Raw genomic sequence first — 17537 nt, forward strand, 5'->3', positions numbered from 1 at the left:
GGGCCGGACGGCCTGCTCAGGCCGCTGTTTCCCGGTAGAGGTCGCGCTTGTTGATGTACTGGACGATCCCGTCCGGCACGAGGTACCAGATCGGCTCCCCGGCGTGGACGCGCTCGCGGCACTCGGTGGACGAGATCGACAGCGCCGGCACCTCCATCAGCGACACCCGCCCGTTCGGCAGGCCGGGGTCGGCGAGCCGGTGCCCGGGGCGCGTGACCCCGACGAAGTGCGCCAGCTCGAACAGTTCGTCGGTGTCGTGCCAGGTCAGCATCTTCTCCAGGGCGTCGGCGCCGGTGATGAAGAACAGGTCGGCGGCGGGCCCCTGGATCTGCCGCATGTCACGGAGCGTGTCGACCGTGTATGTGGGCCCGGGACGGTCGATGTCGACGCGGCTGACCGAGAACCGGGGGTTGGACGCGGTGGCGATGACGGCCATGAGGTAGCGGTCCTCGGCGGCGGCGACCTTGCGTCCCTCCTTGTGGGACGACAGGCCGGTGGGCACGAACACGACCTCGTCCAGCGAGAAGAAGTGCGCGACCTCGCTCGCGGCAACGAGGTGCCCGTGGTGGATCGGGTCGAACGTGCCGCCCATGATCCCCAGCCGCCGCTTTTGCGTCATGGCGACGAGAATAGTCAGCCCGGCCGGGGCCCGGCACGTCCGGGGCGGCGGCTCAGGAGAGGCCGGGCAGCGGCGGGCCGCCGTCCTCCCACGACACGACGCGGACGGCCTTGCCGACCTCGGTCCTCGGCACGGTGCCCGCGGGCAGCACGACCACCTCGGCGGTCAGCCCGAGCGACTCGTGGAGCCGGTGCGCCAGCTCGGCGCGCGGGTCGCCGGACAGCGCCTCGCACGCCACCAGCAGCCGGGCGGCGGGGGTCCGCCGGTCCACGACGAGCTGGTAGTGCGGCCGGACGAGCCCCGACCCGAGCAGCACCCGCTCGACCTCGCTCGGGTACACGTTGACGCCCTTGACGACGAGCATGTCGTCGGCGCGTCCGAGCACCTTGCTCATCCGGACGAGCGTCCGCCCGCAGTCGCACTCGCCCCGGTTCAGGGACGCGATGTCGCCGGTCCGGTAGCGCAGCAGCGGCAGCGCCTGCTTCGTCGGGGTCGTGAACACGAGTTCGCCGGGCGTGCCGTCCTCGACCGGGACCCCGCTGGACGGGTCGACGGCCTCGACGATGAAGTGGTCCTCGTTGACGTGCAGGCCGTCCTGCTCCAGGCACTCGGTGGCGACGCCGGGCCCGATGACCTCGGACAGGCCGTAGATGTCCATGGCCTTGACCGGCAGGACGTCCTCGATCGCGGCGCGCAACTCCTCCGACCATGGCTCGGCGCCGAACAGACCGGCCTTCAGCGCGGGCAGCTCGACACCGGCCTCGGCGACGGCCTCGCCGAGCCGCAGCGCGTACGCGGGCGTGCAGGTCAGGACATCCGCGCGCAGGTCGGCGAGCATTCGCACCTGCCGGTCGGTCATCCCGCCCGACATCGGCACGACGGTCGCGCCGAGCGCCACCGCGCCCTGGTGGATCCCGATCCCGCCGGTGAACAGCCCGTACCCGTACGCGTTGTGGACGACGCTCCCCGGCGACGCCCCCGCGCACGACAGCGACCGCGCGCACATCGCCGCCCACAGGTCGAGGTCGGCCCTGGTGTAGGCGACGAGCGTGGGGCGTCCGCGCGTCCCGCTCGACCCGTGCACGGCCGCGACCTGGTCGCGCGGGACGGCGAGCATCCCGAACGGGTAGTTGTCCCAGAGGTCCTGCTTGGTGGTGAACGGCAGCCCGCGCAGCCCGGCGAGCGTCACGTCCGAGCCGCCGCCGACGCCGGCCTCCTTGAGCCGCCGCCCCTGGACGCCGTCCGCGGCGAGCAGCCGGTCGACCAGCCCCCACAGCCGGTGCCGCTGCAGCGCGGCGCGCTCGTCCGGCGACATGGCCTCGGCTTTGGGGTCGAACATGAGGCGCCTCCCAGACGGCGACCGGAGCCGGACGAGGCTCCCACGCCGGGGAACCCTGCGGCAAGGTGGTTCGTCGGAACTACCATGCCAGACTTGACATCTCTACCTGTTGAAAGGAGATTCCTGCTTCGGCACCGATCGCCCGCACGGAAAGAAGTCTTCCGCTGAGGTCTGACATCGGCTCCACAGGCGTTTCACCTCTCCGCCAGCCCGACGGCGAGGATATTGCGCGCTGCGTTGACGTCCCGGTCGTGGACTGCGCCGCAGAGGCAGGTCCAGACCCGCAGCCCGAGCGGCATGCTCTCGCTGAGAGCACCGCATTCGGAGCAACGCCTCGACGATGGGAACCAGCGGTCGATCACCATCAGTTCCCGTCTATACCAGGCGCACTTGTATTCCAGCATCGATCGCATCTCACGCCAGGCCGCGTCCGTAATCGCTCGCGCGAGCCGATGATTGCGCACCATGCCGCTGACGTTGAGATCCTCGATCACGACCGTTTGGTTCTCACGGACGAGATCGGTGGTGAGCTTGTGCAGGAAGTCGCGTCCGACCGCGCGCCCCACCCGCGGCGGGGCGGGGACCGCGACCTAGCATCTCATGCTGAGAAACCAGCGGTCAGCCGCATCGCGTGTCACCGTCACGACGGACGGCACCGCGTCCTCGGGCAACGGACGCGACCACACGATATGCAGGGGCTCCTTCAACTTGGCCAGGGTCAGTCGGCCATCGAGAAACCTGAACGCCGACCGTGTGAATTCCGCGGACGCACGCGCCCCCTTCCGCGTCTTGAATCGGGGATGTCCGGCTCTCTTCGCAAGGAAGTTGTCGAACGCGCCCTGCAGGTGACGCAGCGTCTGTTGCAGGGGAACACACGACACCTCGTTCAGGAACGCAAGTTCCTCCTCGCGCTTCCAGCGGGTCAGCGCCGCCGAGGAGTCTTTGTAAGTCATCCGGCGGCCGTTCCGATGTGCTTCGACTCGTTTTTCCAAGGCGAGGTTGTAAACGAAACGGACACAGCCGAAGGTACGACTCAAGTACTCCGCCTGTTCCGCAGTCGGGTAGAAGCGGTACTTGAACGATCGGAACACACGCTGCGTCACGGCGACAACACTGTTCGAACAGGCGATCGGGGGGTGGGTATTTGTGGATCGTCGCCCGCCAGGGCCGTCATGGCCGGTCCCGCTCGTCTCCTGAGGTACCAGTGCGGGACTGCGCACACCGAAGAAGGAGAGTCATGACGGAGAACACACCGGATCGAGTACGTGCGCGGTTCCCGGGGATCAGTTCCCGGGCCTATGAACACCCGGCGGACCGTTCGGCGCTTGTGGCGCTGCGCTCGCTGTCCGGGTTCGACGTCGTCCTGCGCAAGCTGTCGGGGCTGGTCAACGAGCGGTCGCTGCGGCTGATGTTCCTCGGCGGGACGGTGCGCGTCGGCGAGGACCAGTTCCGCAACCTGTACGACATGGTGCGCGACGCCTCCTACGTCCTCGACATGCCGGAGGTGCCGGAGCTGTACGTCCGGCAGGATCCGACGCCCAACGCGATGGCGCTCGGCTCCGACCACCCGTTCATCGTGGTGAACACCGGTCTGATCGACCTGCTCGACGAGGAGGAGCTGCGCTTCGTCATCGGCCACGAGGTCGGGCACATCCTGTCCGGGCACGCGGTGTACCAGACGATGATGCAGATCCTGCTGCAGCTCGGGTCGCGGCTCGCGTGGCTGCCGCTCGGCAACATCGGCATCGCGGCGATCATCATCGGGCTGCGGGAGTGGTTCCGGAAGGCGGAGCTGTCGTCCGACCGGGCGGGGCTGCTCGTCGGGCAGGACCTCGACGCCGCCAAGCGGGTGAACATGAAGCTCGCGGGCGGGACGCGGCTCGGCGAGATGAGCAGCGAGGCGTTCCTGCAGCAGGCCCGCGAGTACGACGCGGCGGGCGACGTCCGGGACGGGCTGCTGAAGTTCCTGAACCTGCTCGGGCAGTCGCACCCGTACGCGGTGATCCGGTTCGCCGAGATCGACCGGTGGGGGAAGAGCGCCGACTACGAGCGGATCCTCGCGGGCGACTACCCGCGCCGCGACGGCGACGGCGACGCGTCCGTCTCGGAGGAGATCAAGAACGCGGCGCGCTCCTACCGGGAGTCGTGGGAGCGGACGGCCGACCCGTTCGTGGGCAAGGTCCGCGACATGGCGGACGCGGCGGCGGGCGCGGCCGGCGGGCTGTTCGACCGGTTCACCCGCCGCGACAACGGGCCGACCGACAGCAACTAGGGAGCAGGGGAACCAGGGAGCAGGGGCCAGGGCCGCCGCGCGTCGCGGCGGCCCTTTCGCGTGCCCTTCGCCGACCCTTCACTTAGAAGGGGGCCGGGACGAGGAGTTCGACGTTGCGGTCGGCGGCCTCGCCGCGGCGGTGCTCGTCGCGCTCCTGCCAGTCGTTGCCCGCCAGCTCGCGCGACAGCGACGCCAGCCGGACCGGGTCGGTGAGGCGCCCGCCGTAGGACGCGGGCCCCGCCGAGTCGATCACCGTCGCGAAGATCGACAGGGTGCCGTCGCCGTTGTCGGCCAGCTCGACGATGCGGCTCTGCTGCGGGAAGTCGATGTGCGCGGCCGTGTTCACCTCCCAGAACCCTCCCCCGCCCGGTCGCGTGTGCGGGATGACGTGGTTCCGGTGCGTGTGGCCGTTCACCCACAGGACGACGTTCGGGAAGCGGAGCAGGAGCGCCAGCACCTCGTCGCCGAGGACGCGGTCGCCGCCGAGCCCGTTCTTCAGCGACCCGATCGGGTGGTGGCTGAACAGGACGACCAGCCGGTCCTTCGCCGCGTGCTTCACGGCGGACCCGTCGGCGGCGCGGTAGCGGCTGCTCGCGGCCTTGAGCTGGGACTCCAGCCAGGCGAACTGCTTCCGGTCGAGCGAGCCGTCCGAGTAGCCGTTCGGGTTGACGGTGTCGAGGACGAGCCCGCGCACGACGCCGCGGTCGAAGGCGTAGTAGGCCGTCCCGTCCCGGAGGTTGGCGAGGGTGTAGCCGTGCCCGGAGAGGGCGGCGGTGGTCTTGAAGTGCTCGGCGACGACCTCGCGGCGGCCGAGCATCCGCCGGTTCAGGTCGGGCGTCACGGGACGGAACAGCCCGCCCGCGCCGCCCTGCTCCCGGCTGAGCCGGATCAGCTCGGCGGCGTCGGCCTCGGCCAGCATCCGGGCGAGGCGCTGGGCCTGGGCGTCGTCCGCCGGGGCGCCGATCTTGACGCCGCCGGTCGCGAGCCCGGAGGCGAGCGGGCTGACGGGCAGGTTGCCCTGGACGAGCCCGTCGTGGTTGCCGAAGACCGCCAGCCAGGGCGAGTCGAGCCCGGTCGCCTGGAACGGGCGGCGGGCCGCGTCGATCAGGCCCTTGACGCGCGGGAATCCGTACCTGGTGATGGGGAGGTCGGCGTCCGCGCCGGGCGGCGGGCCCTCCGGATGCCAGAACGCGCGGTCGTAGGACGTCCAGTCCATGACGCCCTCGTACCGGTTCGGGTCGCCGGAGTCGGGGTTGACGCGGCCGCCGTCCAGCAGGTCGATGATCCAGCGGACCTCGTTGTACTGGACGTTGTCCGCCGCGTCGCCCGTGTTGATGGTGAACGCGAGCGGCAGCCCGGTCGCCGGGCCGCGGCCGACGGCGTTGACCGCCCGGACCATCGCCTCGGCGACCTGCGTGGTGAGGAGTTCCTGCGGCCGGTAGGCGCCTTCGACCGGCAGGACGTCGAGGACGTCCTTGAACCGGTCGACGAACTCGACGCGGGCCGGGGACTGCGCGTCCACGATGTGCACGTCGGTGAGCTGGCCGAAGGCGAGGAGGCCGCGGCGGGCGGCGGCCCGCCGGGCGGACGCGGCGCCGCCGAGGTCGCGGCGGAGCAGGTGCGGCTCGCCGGGCCCCGCGGTCACGAGGCGGTACCCGCCCGCGCCGGGGGCGCCGAGCAGGTACGTCCGGTCGAGGGTGGTGCCGGCGGCGGGTCCGCGCAGCGCCGGGGCGCCGGCGCGGGCGGGCCGCGACGGGAACGCGACGAGTCCTGCGGAGGCGAGCCCGGCGCCGAGGGCGGCGCCCTTCAGGACGCGGCGGCGGGTGTACTCACGGGTCACAATCGTGAATCACACCATGACCGTCAACGTGACATCAATGGCAAGAAAGGAGCAAGTCTGGCGCGTCCCGCCTTAGCGGACGCTACCCGCGGAGGTGGCCGTCCCCGGTGACCACGTACTTCGTGGACGTCAGCTCCGGCAGCCCCATCGGCCCGCGGGCGTGCAGCTTCTGCGTCGAGATGCCGATCTCCGCGCCGAAGCCGAACTCCTCGCCGTCGGTGAAGCGCGTCGAGGCGTTCACCATCACGGCCGCCGAGTCGACCAGCGCGACGAACCGGCGCGCGGCGGGCTGCGACGCCGTGACGATCGCCTCGGTGTGGCCCGAGCCGTACTCGCGGATGTGCGCGACGGCGTCGTCCAGGGAGTCGACGACGCGGGCGGCGATGTCGAGGGACAGGTACTCGGCGTGCCAGTCGTCCTCGGTCGCGGCGACGACGTCATCGCCGTATGACCGGATGCGGTCATCGCCGTGGACCGTGACGCCCGCGTTCCGCAGCGCCTCGAGCGCGCGCGGGACGAACGCGTCCGCGACGTCCGCGTGCACGAGAACCGTCTCGGCCGCGTTGCACACGGACGGACGCTGCGTCTTCGCGTTCAGCAGGATGTCGACGGCCATGCCGACGTCGGCGGCGGCGTCCACGTACACGGCGCAGTTCCCGACGCCCGTCTCGATCACCGGGACGGTCGACTCCTCAACCACCGAGTTGATCAGCGACGCGCCGCCGCGCGGGATCAGCACGTCCACCAGGCCGCGCGCCCGCATCAGGTGCTTCACCGACTCGCGGGACGTACCGGGGACGAGCTGCACCGCGTCCGCTGGGACGTCCGACCCGGCGAGCGCCTCCTGCATCACCCCGACGAGCGCCGTGTTCGACTCGTGCGCCGACGACGAGCCGCGCAGCAGCGCCGCGTTGCCGCTCTTCAGGCACAGCGCGGCGGCGTCCACGGTCACGTTCGGGCGGCCCTCGTAGACGATGCCGACGACGCCGAGCGGGACCCGCACCTGCCGCAGGTCGAGCCCGTTCGGCAGGACGTTCCCGCGCACCGACTCGCCGACCGGGTCGGGCAGCGCGGCGACCTTCCGGACGGCGTCCGCGACCGCCGCGATCCGCGCCTCCGACAGGCTCAGCCGGTCGATCATGGACTCGGACGTGCCGCCCTCCCGGGCCCGCTCGACGTCCGCCCCGTTCGCCTTGACGAGCTCCGGCGCGGCGGCGACCAGGGCGTCCGCGATCCGGTGCAGCGCCGCGTCCTTCGCCGCGCGGGGCAGCGGCGCCAGCCCGGCCGCGGCCGCCTTGGCGCGCCGCGCCACCCGCAGGAACTCCTCGGCCTCGCTGTCGCTCATCGCGTGTCCCCTCCCGTAAGGACGACCAGGTGGTCGCGGTGGATTATCTCGCGCTCGTACTCGGCGCCCAGCTCCCGGGCCAGCCAGCGCGTCGAACGCCCCATCAGCTCGGGCAGCTCGGACGCGTCGTAGTTCACCAGCCCGCGCGCGACGACGCGCCCGGCGGTGTCGCACAGGTCGACCGGGTCGCCCGCGGCGAAGTCGCCGTCCACGCCCGTCACCCCGGCCGGGAGCAGCGACTTGCGGCGGCGCACGACCGCGTCGACGGCGCCCGGGTCGAGCGTGACGCGCCCCTGTCCGGTGGTGGCGTGGGCGAGCCACAGGTTCCGGGACGACATCCGCCGCCCCTCCGCCGGGTGGAACAGCGTGCCGACGCCCTCGCCCGCCAGCGCGCGGGCCGCGGACGCCGCGTTCGTCAGCACGACCGGGATGCCCGCGATCCGAGCCGCCTCCACCTTGGTGATCATGCCGCCCGTGCCGACCCGGCCGGACCCGCCGAGCTCGACGCCCTTCAGGTCGTCCGGGCCGCGGACGTCGGCCACGCGCCTCGAGTCCGGGCGCCTCGGGTCGCCGGTGTAGAGGGCGTCCACGTCGGACAGCAGGACCAGCGCGTCCGCGCGGGTCAGGTGCGCGACCAGCGCTGCGAGCCGGTCGTTGTCGCCGAACCGGATCTCGTCCGTGGCGACGGTGTCGTTCTCGTTCACGATCGGCAGGACGCCGAGGGCGAGGAGCTGGCCGAGGGTGCGCTGCGCGTTGCGGTGGTGCGAGCGGCGCATCATGTCGTCGGCGGTGAGCAGCACCTGCCCGACCGTCAGCCCGTACCGGGCGAACGACGACGTGTACCGGGCGAACAGCAGGCCCTGGCCGACGCTCGCCGCCGCCTGCTGCGTCGCCAGCTCGCGCGGCCGCCTCGTCAGGCCGAGCGGCCCGAGACCGGCGGCGATCGCGCCGGACGACACGAACACGATCTCCGTGCCGTCGGTGCGGCGGGCGGCGAGCACGTCCACCAGCGCGTCGATGCGGTTCACGTCGATGGTCCCGTCCGGAGTGGTCAGCGAGGACGACCCCGCCTTCACCACGAGCCGCCGAGCCTTGGCGACCGCCTCGCGCTCAGTCATCCTGCAGTCTCCTCCGCGAGAGGGCTAGCGGTATCCGTCGAGGCGGCGGTCGGTGCCGCGGGGGCCGGGGGCGACGTCGCCCGCCGGGACCTCCGGCTCCCAGTCGAAGACGACCGAGTCGTCCGGGGTGCCGATCAGGACCGTCGCGCCCGCGCTCGCGCCCGCCTCGCCGAGCGCGTCCTCCACGCCGAGCCGGGCCAGCCGGTCGGCGAGGTAGCCGACGGCCTCCTCGTTGGCGAAGTCGGTCTGCCACAGCCACCGGACCGGCTTCGCGCCCGTGATCAGGTACGTGTTGTCGCCCAGGTCGCGGACCTCGAAGTCGGCGCCGTTGCCGACCGGCTCCGGGCGGATGACCAGCCGCGTCGGCTCCGCCGGGGGCAGCGACGCGCGGTACTCGCCCACCATCGCCGCCATCGCGAACGACAGCTCGCGGAGGCCCTCGTGCGTCGCCGCCGACACCTCGAACACCCGCAGACCGCGCGCCTCGAACTCCGGTCGCACCATCTCCGCGAGGTCGCGCCCGTCGGGGACGTCCACCTTGTTCAGCACGACGATACGCGGGCGGTCCGACAGCGGACGGTCGCCGAGCACTCGGTCGTAGGCCTGGAGCTCCCGCTCGATGACGTCGAAGTCGCTGACCGGGTCACGTCCCGGCTCCATCGTCGCGCAGTCGAGGACGTGCGCCAGGGTGGACGACCGCTCGATGTGCCGGAGGAAGTCGAGGCCGAGGCCGCGTCCCTCGCTCGCGCCCTCGATGAGGCCGGGCACGTCCGCGACCGTGAACGTCGTGTCGCCCGCGCCGACCACCCCGAGGTTCGGGATCAGCGTCGTGAACGGGTAGTCGGCGATCTTCGGCTTGGCCGCGGACAGCGCCGCGATCAGCGACGACTTGCCCGCGCTCGGGAACCCGACGAGCGCGACGTCCGCGACGCTCTTCAACTCCAGGACGACGTCGCGCTCCTCGCCCGGCTCGCCGAGCAGCGCGAACCCGGGCGCCTTCCGCTTCGCGGTCGCGAGCGCCGCGTTGCCGAGCCCGCCGTGCCCGCCGCGCGCGACCACGAACCGGGTGCCCTCCCCGACCAGGTCGGCGAGGACGCGGTCGCCCTCCTTGACGACCGTGCCGTCCGGGACGGCGAGGACGACGTCGGCGCCGTCCGCGCCCGTCCGGTGGCCGCCCTGGCCCGGCCTCCCGTTGCCCGCCTTGCGGTGCGGGCGGCGGTGGTATTCGAGCAGGCTCGCCGCGCCCGAGTCGACGACGAGGACGACGTCGCCGCCGCGCCCGCCGTTCGCGCCGTCCGGGCCGCCGAGCGGCTTGAACTTCTCCCGGTGGATGGACGCGCAGCCGTTGCCGCCTTTCCCGGCGGCGGCGTGCAGGACCACCCGGTCGACGAACTGCGCGCCCGATCCCGCTCCAGCGGCCACGGTGACACTCCTCGGTGAGAACAGCGAAAGGGCGGACCGATCGAACGGTCCGCCCTTTCGAAAGTCAGAAACCCAGGCGGACTATTCCGCCGGGGGGACGACGCTGACCGCGTTGCGACCGCGGTAGCGGCGGAACTGGACCGCGCCCGCGACCAGCGCGAACAGCGTGTCGTCGCCGCCGCGGCCGACGCCGGGACCGGGGTGGAAGTGGGTGCCGCGCTGCCGGACGATGATCTCGCCCGCGTTCACGACCTGGCCGCCGAACCGCTTCACGCCGAGGCGCTGGGCGTTGGAGTCTCGACCGTTACGGCTGGACGACGCGCCCTTCTTGTGTGCCATGAGATCGCTCCCTTACTTCCCGGCCTTGATACCGGTGATCTTGACCTCGGTGTACGGCTGGCGGTGACCCATGCGCCGCTTGTACCCGGTCTTGTTCCGGTAGTGCATGATGTTGATCTTCGGCCCCTTGACCGCGCCGAGGATCTCGCCGGTCACCTCGTAGCGCGCGAGGTCGGCCGAGCCGCTGATCACGTCGTCGCCGTCCACGACCAGCACGGCCGGGAACGTGACGGTGGAGCCGACATCGCCGGCCAGCTTGTCGACGGTCAGCACGTCATCGACGGCGACCTTCTCCTGCCTGCCGCCTGCGCGGACAATCGCGTACACCGCGGAAACCCTTCGTCTTCGCGCGCTTCCGGACTGAACCGGTCCCGCACGTGGCTGTACCAGCCCCCGGCCGGGGGCCTACCCCCGGCACCGGGCCGAGGGCGGCACACCAGAGGGGGCCCTCTGATGCTCTCTGCTTGACCCCGCCGGACCGGCCGGGGACGCACCGTACGCCCCAACGGGGTTCGCGATGCGGATTTCGGAGCGACGCGCCTGCGGCCCGTCGTCGCCGGACACGTCAAGACGTGCCCAACCCGAAGAATGATACCTGACTCGGGAGGCCGCGAATCCGCCGACCGGCCGTGGAGCCAGGGATCGCGGCCCGCCGGCGATCCTGGCTCCGGGCGGACGGCGGGTGCCGTTCCGCCCGGTTCCGGATCTCGCGGGTCAGTCGGAGGACGTGTCGGCGGTGACGTCCGACTCGGCGGAGGCCGGTGCGGCGGCGCGGCTCCGGCGGACGCGGCGGCGGCGACCCGGCGCCTCCTCCTCGTCGGACTCGGCCGCGGCCTCGGCGGGCGCGGTGCCGTTCAGCTCGGTGCCGTTCGACTCGGTGCCGTTCGACTCGGTGCCGTTCGACTCGGCGGCCGTCAGGTCGGCGTGCACCGGCCCGGCCTCGGAAGCCGTGTCGGCGGACGTGTCGGCGGGCGGCTCGGCGCCGTTCGCGGGCGGCTCTGGCTCCGGCGCCGCGTCCGCCGCCTCCGCGGCGGGCTCGGCGACCGGCTCGGCGGCGGGCTCGGGCCGGACGTCCGGGGCGGGCTCGGGCTCGGCGGAGTCGAGCGCGCCGGGCGCGGTGTCCGCCGTCTCGTCCGCGGCCTGCGCCGCCTCGACCGCCGCCTGCGCGGGCGGCTCGTCGGCGTCGATCTCCGGCGGCGGGCCCGCCGGGCGCTTCGCCGGACGCGACCGGCGCGGCCGCGTCACCACGGGCTCGACCGGCTCCGGCTCGACCACCTCGACGACCTCGACCGGTTCCGGCTCGGGCGTCCGGGCCGACTCGTGCTCGGCGAGCTTCTCCTCGACCGCGCGCTCGACCTCGCCCTTGCGGCGCCGGCGGCGGCCGCTCTCCTTGCCCGCCGCCTTCTCCGCCTTGGGCTCGACCGGGGTCAGGTGGACGTGGATGCCGCGCCCGTTGCAGGACTCGCAGGTCTCCGAGAACGCCTCGACCAGGCCCTGGCCGACCCGCTTGCGGGTCATCTGCACGAGGCCGAGCGAGGTCACCTCGGCGACCTGGTGCTTCGTCCGGTCCCTGGACAGGCACTCCACCAGGCGGCGGAGCACCAGGTCGCGGTTGCTCTCCAGCACCATGTCGATGAAGTCGATCACGACGATGCCGCCGATGTCGCGGAGCCGGAGCTGCCGGACGATCTCCTCGGCCGCCTCCAGGTTGTTCCGGGTGACGGTCTCCTCCAGGTTTCCGCCCTGCCCGGTGAACTTGCCGGTGTTGACGTCGATGACCGTCATCGCCTCGGTGCGGTCGATCACCAGGGAGCCGCCGGACGGCAGCCACACCTTACGGTCGAGCGCCTTCGCGATCTGCTCGTCGATGCGGAACGCGGACAGGGCGTCCTGGCGGCCCGTCCAGCGCTCGACGCGGTCGGCGAGGTGCGGGGCGACGTACTGGACGTAGTCGGAGACCGTGTCCCACGCCTCGTCACCGGAGACGACGAGCTTGGAGAAGTCCTCGTTGAAGATGTCGCGGACGACCCGGATCGTCAGGTCGGGCTCGCCGTACAGCAGCGACGGCGCGGAGGCCGTCTTCACCTTCTTCTGGATGTTGTCCCACTGCGCGGCGAGCCGCGACACGTCGCGGGACAGCTCCTCCTCCGTCGCGCCCTCGGCCGCCGTCCGGACGATCACGCCCGCGTTCTCCGGCATGACCTTCTTCAGGATCGACTTGAGGCGGCTGCGCTCCTTGTCGGGGAGCTTGCGGCTGATGCCGGTCATCGAGCCGTCCGGGACGTACACGAGGTAGCGGCCGGGCAGCGAGACCTGGCTGGTGAGGCGGGCGCCCTTGTGGCCGAGCGGGTCCTTCGTGACCTGGACGAGCACCGACTGGCCGGACTTCAGCGCCGACTCGATCCGGCGCGGCTGGCCCTCCAGGCCGGAGGCGTCCCAGTTGACCTCGCCCGCGTACAGGACGGCGTTGCGCCCCTTGCCGATGTCGACGAACGCCGCCTCCATCGACGGCAGCACGTTCTGGACCTTGCCCAGGTAGACGTTGCCGACGTACGACTGGTGCGTCGCGCGGTTCACGTAGTGCTCGACGAGGACGTCGTCCTCCAGGACGGCGATCTGCGTGCGCTCGCCCTCCTGCCGCACCACCATGACCCGCTCGACCGACTCGCGGCGCGCGAGGAACTCGGCCTCGGTGATCACCGGCGGGCGGCGGCGGCCCTGCTCGCGGCCCTCCCGGCGGCGCTGCTTCTTCGCCTCCAGGCGGGTCGAGCCGCGCACCGACTGGACCTCGTCCTCGGCGGCGGCGCGGGCCTCCCGCGCGGTGCGGACGTGCACGACGGTGTTCGGCGGATCGTCGGTGCCGCCCGTGCCGTCGCCGTCGACCCCGGAGCGGCGCCTGCGGCGGCGCCGGCGGCGGCTCGTCCCGGATCCGCCCTCGTCGTCATCGCCGTCGGCGTCGTGCTCGGCCTCTTCGGCCTTCGACTCCTTGGCCTTGGCGGGCTTGTCCTTCTTCGCGTCCTTCTTGGCGGCCTCCTTCTTGGCCGCCTCCTTCTTGGCCCTGGTCGTCTTGGCGGGCTCGTCCTTGGGCTGCTCGTCCTTCGGCTCCTCGGCGGGGGCCTCGTCCTCGCCGCCCTCCTTGCCGCCCCGGCCCCGGCCGCGTCCGCCGCGGCGGCGGCGCCGGCGGGACGGGCGGTCGTCGGAGTCGTCCTCGTCGGACGGCCCGTGGTCGTCCTCGTCGTCGCCGGTGTCGCGGTCGGCGGACTCGTCCCGCTCGTCGCGCGCGGGCCGCTCGTCCTTCGCCGGGCGGGCGGCGGGCTCGGCGGTCGGCTGCGGCGGCTGGAAGACGACCATCGGCGGCTGGAACGTGACGCCCGGGATCCCGACGCCGCTCGCGGGCTCGGTCTCCGACACCTGGCCGGTGGACGGCTCCGCGCCCGCGACCGGGACGGCGGGCACCTCCGGAACCGGCGGGACGGCGGGCGTGGACGGCGCCGCGGACGCGGCCGCGGTCGTCGAGCGCCGCCGGGTGCGGGTGCGCCGCGTGGACGTCTCCCCCGCGCCCTCCGCCGGCTCGGCGGCCGCGGCCTTGGGCTCGCTCTCGGGCTCGTTCTTCGGCTCGTTCTCGGGTTCGGTATCGGCGTCGGGGGAGGTCTCGGCGCCGGTCATCGGGACGGCCTCGGCCGTCTCGGCCGCCTTCCCGCTCCGCGTGCGGACGCGGCTGCGCGTCCGGGTGGTCCGCTTCGGCGGCTCGTCGGCCGCCTCGCCGTCGCCGGGGGCGGGCGCCTCGGACTCCGCCGCCGGGGGCTCGGCGCGGCTCTCCTCGACGTCCGGCGGCGGGCCGGCGGGACGGCTCGCGCGCCGGGGCCGACCGGCCCCGGCGTCGCCCGCCGTGTCGCCCGCGGCGTCGTCCGCCCCGGGCGTGTTGTCCGCCGCGCTCTGGGGCTGGGCGCTCGCGGCGCTCTCCGTGGCGTCCGCGCCGCCGGTGTTCTCGTTCTCCGTGCCGTCGGCCGTGGCCGAATCCGCTTCGTTCTCAAGCATCCGGGCAATCTCCCGTCAGGCTCCCGGGCGCGTCCGCCCGTCCCGCCGAGGGGCGGAACGAGACGGTGCGCCGCGCGGGAGCACTCCGTCAGTCAGTCATCGGTGCCGTCGTCACCGGACCGTGGTCCGGCCACGACGACGAAGTCGTCGGGGGTGCGCCCGCCCGTACCCTGCGGGACCGGTTCCGTGTCGCCACGGCTTCGGTCCCACGGTCAGGCGCTGACGGCATCCGCGCTCGCGGCGTCCCCGGGCTGCGGCCGCTCCTGGCCGCCGGCCGTCGTGGCGTCGTCGCCGGACGGCAGGCCGATCTCCCGGTCGGGATCCAGAGGATCCGCGAGGCCACCGGTGTCCGCGTCGAGGGGCCCCTGCGCCAGCCTGGTCACCAGCGGGGGTGACGGCGGCGCGAGGTCGGCGACCTGGCGCAGTCCGGTGAGGATGTCGTCGGGTCGTACGGCCGGGTTGGAATGCCGAACAACCATTCGAAGTATCGCACAAGGGGCATCCGCCGCCTCCGCGGCGCGCCGGTCCAGCTCGAACGCGGACACGGCGGCGCGCACGTCGAAACGGCGCCGTCCCTTCTTGGTGAGGCGCTCGACCTCGATGTTCTCGGCGGCCGTGAAGGCGGCCACGGCGGCGGCCGCGTCGTCGTGCGACACGCCGTCCAGCCGGATCCGCCACTCGGACGCCTCGAGCCGATCGGCGAACGCGCCCGGCTTGTGCCGTGCGTCGCCGTCGCGTCCCGCCCTTACCGGCACGACGTCCACGACGTCGATCCCGGGAGGCAGGGCCGCGTCGAGATCGGCTCGAACCCGCGCAGGGTCGCGGGTCTCGGTGAGTCCGATCTCCAGGTACTCGGCCTCACTGGCCACCCCTGTCGCCGCCGCACCCGCGTACGAGATCTTCGGGTGGGGGGTGAATCCGGCGCTGAACGCCACAGGGATCCCGGCGCGCCGGACGGCGCGTTCCACGGCCCGGGATATGTCGCGGTGGCTCGTGAACCGCAGCCTGCCCCGCTTGGTGTAGCGGACGCGCAGACGCTGGATCACGGGGGCCGGCGCCGGACCCTCCGGCATGGGTGGCAGGGTTCTGGTCCTTCCTACTCGCGTCGAGTCGAAAAACAAGGTCTCCCTATAGAGTACGGGTCAGCCGGCGTCGTTCCGCCGCGGCCCGTCCTCTGAGCGGCCGAAGGCCCGCAGGCCAAGGGGTTCCGGAGGCCCGTTCCGGCCATCGAATCCCCGGCACGGGGCCCCGGAGACCTTCGAAGCGCTCGCTTACACAACGTTGAGCGGGAGCAGTTTCCTCCCGGTGGGGCCTATCTGGATCTCCGTGCCCATGGTCGGGCAGACGCCGCAGTCGTAGCAGGGCGTCCAGCGGCAGTCCTCGACCTCGGTCTCGTCGACGGCGTCCCGCCAGTCCTGCCAGAGCCACTCGCGGTCGAGCCCGGCGTCGAGGTGGTCCCACGGCAGGACCTCCACCTCGTCGCGCTCCCGGACGGTGTACCAGTCGAGGTCGACGGGCTCGTCCGCGAAGACCTTGTCGGCGCAGGCCGTCCAGCGCTCGTAGGAGAAGTGCTCGCTCCAGCCGTCGAAGCGGCCGCCGTCCTCCCACACGGCGCGGATGACCTTGCCGACCCGGCGGTCGCCGCGCGACAGCAGGCCCTCGACGATCGACGGCTGCCCGTCGTGGTAGCGCAGCCCGATGGCGCGGCCGTACTCCCGGTCGCCGCGCAGGGCGTCCTTCAGGGCCTGGAGGCGGCGGTCGACGGTCTCGTGGTCGCACTGCGCGGCCCACTGGAACGGGGTGTGCGGCTTCGGCACGAACCCGCCGACGGACACCGTGCAGCGGATGTCGCGGCGCCCGGTGGCCTCCCGGCCCGCCTTGATCACGCGCTTGGCCATGTCGGCGATGGCGAGGACGTCCGCGTCCTCCTCGGTGGGCAGGCCGCACATGAAGTACAGCTTGACCTGCCGCCAGCCGTTCTCGTACGCGGTGGTGACGGTGCGGATCAGGTCGTCCTCGGTGACCATCTTGTTGATCACCTTGCGCATCCGCTCGGAGCCGCCCTCCGGCGCGAACGTCAGGCCGGAGCGGCGCCCGCCGCGGGAGAACTCGTTCGCGAGCGTGATGTTGAAGGCGTCCACGCGGGTGGACGGCAGCGACAGCGACGTGTTGGTGCCCTCGTACCGGTCGGCGAGGCCCTTCGCGACGTCCGCGATCTCGCTGTGGTCGGCGCTGGACAGGCTGAGCAGCCCGACCTCCTGGAACCCGGACTCCTTGAGCCCCTGGTCGACCATCTCGCCGATCGTGGTGATCGACCGCTCCCGCACCGGACGGGTGATCATCCCGGCCTGGCAGAACCGGCAGCCGCGGGTGCAGCCGCGGAAGATCTCCACGCTGAACCGCTCGTGGACGGTCTCGGCCAGCGGGACCAGCGGCTTCTTCGGGTACGGCCACTGGTCGAGGTCCATGACGGTGTGCTTCTCGATCCGCCACGGGACGCCCGGACGGTTCGGCGCGACCCGCTGGATGCGGCCGTCCGGCAGGTACGTCACGTCGTAGAAGCGGGGCACGTACACGCCGCCGGACGCGGCGAGGCGCAGCAGCAGCTCGTCGCGGCCGCCGGGCGCGCCCTCGTCCTTCCACTCGCGGATCACCTCGGTGATGGCGAGCGCGATCTCCTCGCCGTCGCCGAGGACGGCGGCGTCGATGAAGTCGGCGATCGGCTCCGGGTTGAACGCGGCGTGCCCGCCCGCGATCACGATCGGGTGGTCGTCGGCGCGGTCGGCGGCCTCCAGCGGGATCCCGGCGAGGTCGAGGGCCGTGAGCATGTTCGTGTAGCCGAGCTCGGTGGAGAACGACACGCCGAACACGTCGAACGCGGCGACCGGGCGGTGCGCGTCGACGGTGAACTGCGGGATGCCGTGCTCGCGCATGACGGCCTCCATGTCGGGCCACACCGAGTAGGTGCGCTCCGCGAGCACGCCGTCGCGCTCGTTCAGGATCTCGTAGAGGATCTGGACGCCCTGGTTCGGCAGCCCGACCTCGTAGGCGTCCGGGTACATGAGGGCCCACCGGACGACGGTGTCGTCCCAGTCCTTGAGCTGGGAGTTCAGCTCGCCGCCAACGTACTGAATCGGCTTCTGCACGCCCGGGAGCAGCGGCTCCAGACGCGGGAAGAGCGACTCGACCGGCATGACGGAACCCT

The 17537-nt window shown here is 72.6% G+C and carries 12 protein-coding genes and 1 pseudogene; 1 reads left to right on the forward strand and 12 read right to left on the reverse strand.

Features of this window, described 5'->3' with window-relative positions:
* Window positions 1-16 precede the first annotated feature (16 nt).
* The 3 genes and pseudogenes from nadD to FXF68_RS00075 all read right to left on the reverse strand — a co-directional run bounded on the left by nadD (window position 17) and on the right by FXF68_RS00075 (window position 3061).
* Window positions 17-619: a nicotinate-nucleotide adenylyltransferase gene (nadD, locus tag FXF68_RS00065; RefSeq protein ID WP_148756782.1), complete on the reverse strand. Its 603-nt coding sequence runs from the start codon at window positions 617-619 to the stop codon at window positions 17-19.
* Between the two features lie 52 nt (window positions 620-671).
* Complete coding sequence (locus FXF68_RS00070; RefSeq protein WP_222869734.1) at window positions 672-1958, reverse strand: phenylacetate--CoA ligase family protein; 1287 nt, start codon at window positions 1956-1958, stop codon at window positions 672-674.
* Between the two features lie 194 nt (window positions 1959-2152).
* A pseudogene (locus FXF68_RS00075) lies at window positions 2153-3061 on the reverse strand (RNA-guided endonuclease InsQ/TnpB family protein).
* 134 nt (window positions 3062-3195) lie between these two features.
* On the opposite strand from FXF68_RS00075, the gene FXF68_RS00080 reads away from it, so the two are divergent.
* The gene (locus FXF68_RS00080) at window positions 3196-4230 is read left to right on the forward strand and encodes a M48 family metallopeptidase (RefSeq protein WP_148756783.1); all 1035 of its coding nucleotides are present in this window, start codon (window positions 3196-3198) and stop codon (window positions 4228-4230) included.
* 82 nt (window positions 4231-4312) lie between these two features.
* Here the strand turns inward: FXF68_RS00080 and FXF68_RS00085 are convergent, their stop codons facing one another.
* From FXF68_RS00085 to FXF68_RS00125, 9 genes are all read right to left on the reverse strand, one after another.
* A complete protein-coding gene (locus tag FXF68_RS00085; protein ID WP_148756784.1) occupies window positions 4313-6070 on the reverse strand; it encodes a TIGR03767 family metallophosphoesterase in 1758 nt (585 codons plus the stop codon).
* A gap of 82 nt (window positions 6071-6152) precedes the next feature.
* Entirely contained in the window at window positions 6153-7415 is a 1263-nt protein-coding gene (locus FXF68_RS00090) for a glutamate-5-semialdehyde dehydrogenase (RefSeq protein ID WP_148756785.1), read from the reverse strand.
* Entirely contained in the window at window positions 7412-8533 is a 1122-nt protein-coding gene (proB, locus tag FXF68_RS00095) for a glutamate 5-kinase (protein WP_148756786.1), read from the reverse strand. Before proB ends, FXF68_RS00090 begins: the two co-directional genes overlap by 4 nt.
* A 24-nt stretch (window positions 8534-8557) precedes the next feature.
* Window positions 8558-9955, reverse strand: coding sequence for a GTPase ObgE (gene obgE, locus FXF68_RS00100; protein ID WP_148756787.1), 1398 nt, complete (start codon window positions 9953-9955; stop codon window positions 8558-8560).
* A gap of 81 nt (window positions 9956-10036) precedes the next feature.
* On the reverse strand, window positions 10037-10294 hold the full coding sequence (rpmA, locus tag FXF68_RS00105) for a 50S ribosomal protein L27 (RefSeq protein WP_067640985.1): 258 nt from the start codon (window positions 10292-10294) through the stop codon (window positions 10037-10039).
* Window positions 10295-10306: 12 nt separating this feature from the next.
* The gene (rplU, locus tag FXF68_RS00110; RefSeq protein ID WP_148353737.1) at window positions 10307-10621 is read right to left on the reverse strand and encodes a 50S ribosomal protein L21; all 315 of its coding nucleotides are present in this window, start codon (window positions 10619-10621) and stop codon (window positions 10307-10309) included.
* A 387-nt stretch (window positions 10622-11008) separates the two neighbouring features.
* Window positions 11009-14332 (reverse strand): Rne/Rng family ribonuclease, encoded by a 3324-nt coding sequence (locus FXF68_RS00115; RefSeq protein ID WP_148756788.1) that lies wholly within the window; start codon window positions 14330-14332, stop codon window positions 11009-11011.
* A 212-nt stretch (window positions 14333-14544) separates the two neighbouring features.
* On the reverse strand, window positions 14545-15405 hold the full coding sequence (locus tag FXF68_RS00120) for a TIGR03936 family radical SAM-associated protein (protein ID WP_148756789.1): 861 nt from the start codon (window positions 15403-15405) through the stop codon (window positions 14545-14547).
* Window positions 15406-15603: 198 nt separating this feature from the next.
* On the reverse strand, window positions 15604-17526 hold the full coding sequence (locus FXF68_RS00125) for a TIGR03960 family B12-binding radical SAM protein (protein WP_148756790.1): 1923 nt from the start codon (window positions 17524-17526) through the stop codon (window positions 15604-15606).
* Window positions 17527-17537 lie beyond the last annotated feature (11 nt).

The organism is Actinomadura decatromicini (assembly GCF_008121305.1).
Taxonomy (GTDB): Bacteria; Actinomycetota; Actinomycetes; order Streptosporangiales; family Streptosporangiaceae; genus Spirillospora; species Spirillospora syzygii.

Bases quoted from the DNA above. Each gene is read 5' to 3' on its own strand.
- FXF68_RS00070 (WP_222869734.1), bottom strand. From the start codon at position 1,958: ATGTTCGACCCCAAAGCCGAGGCCATGTCGCCGGACGAGCGCGCCGCG.
- FXF68_RS00115 (WP_148756788.1), bottom strand. From the start codon at position 14,332: ATGCTTGAGAACGAAGCGGATTCGGCCACGGCCGACGGCACGGAGAAC.
- FXF68_RS00090 (WP_148756785.1), bottom strand. From the start codon at position 7,415: ATGAGCGACAGCGAGGCCGAGGAGTTCCTGCGGGTGGCGCGGCGCGCC.
- rpmA (WP_067640985.1), bottom strand. From the start codon at position 10,294: ATGGCACACAAGAAGGGCGCGTCGTCCAGCCGTAACGGTCGAGACTCC.
- FXF68_RS00125 (WP_148756790.1), bottom strand. From the start codon at position 17,526: ATGCCGGTCGAGTCGCTCTTCCCGCGTCTGGAGCCGCTGCTCCCGGGC.
- nadD (WP_148756782.1), bottom strand. From the start codon at position 619: ATGACGCAAAAGCGGCGGCTGGGGATCATGGGCGGCACGTTCGACCCG.
- FXF68_RS00080 (WP_148756783.1), top strand. From the start codon at position 3,196: ATGACGGAGAACACACCGGATCGAGTACGTGCGCGGTTCCCGGGGATC.
- FXF68_RS00120 (WP_148756789.1), bottom strand. From the start codon at position 15,405: ATGCCGGAGGGTCCGGCGCCGGCCCCCGTGATCCAGCGTCTGCGCGTC.
- proB (WP_148756786.1), bottom strand. From the start codon at position 8,533: ATGACTGAGCGCGAGGCGGTCGCCAAGGCTCGGCGGCTCGTGGTGAAG.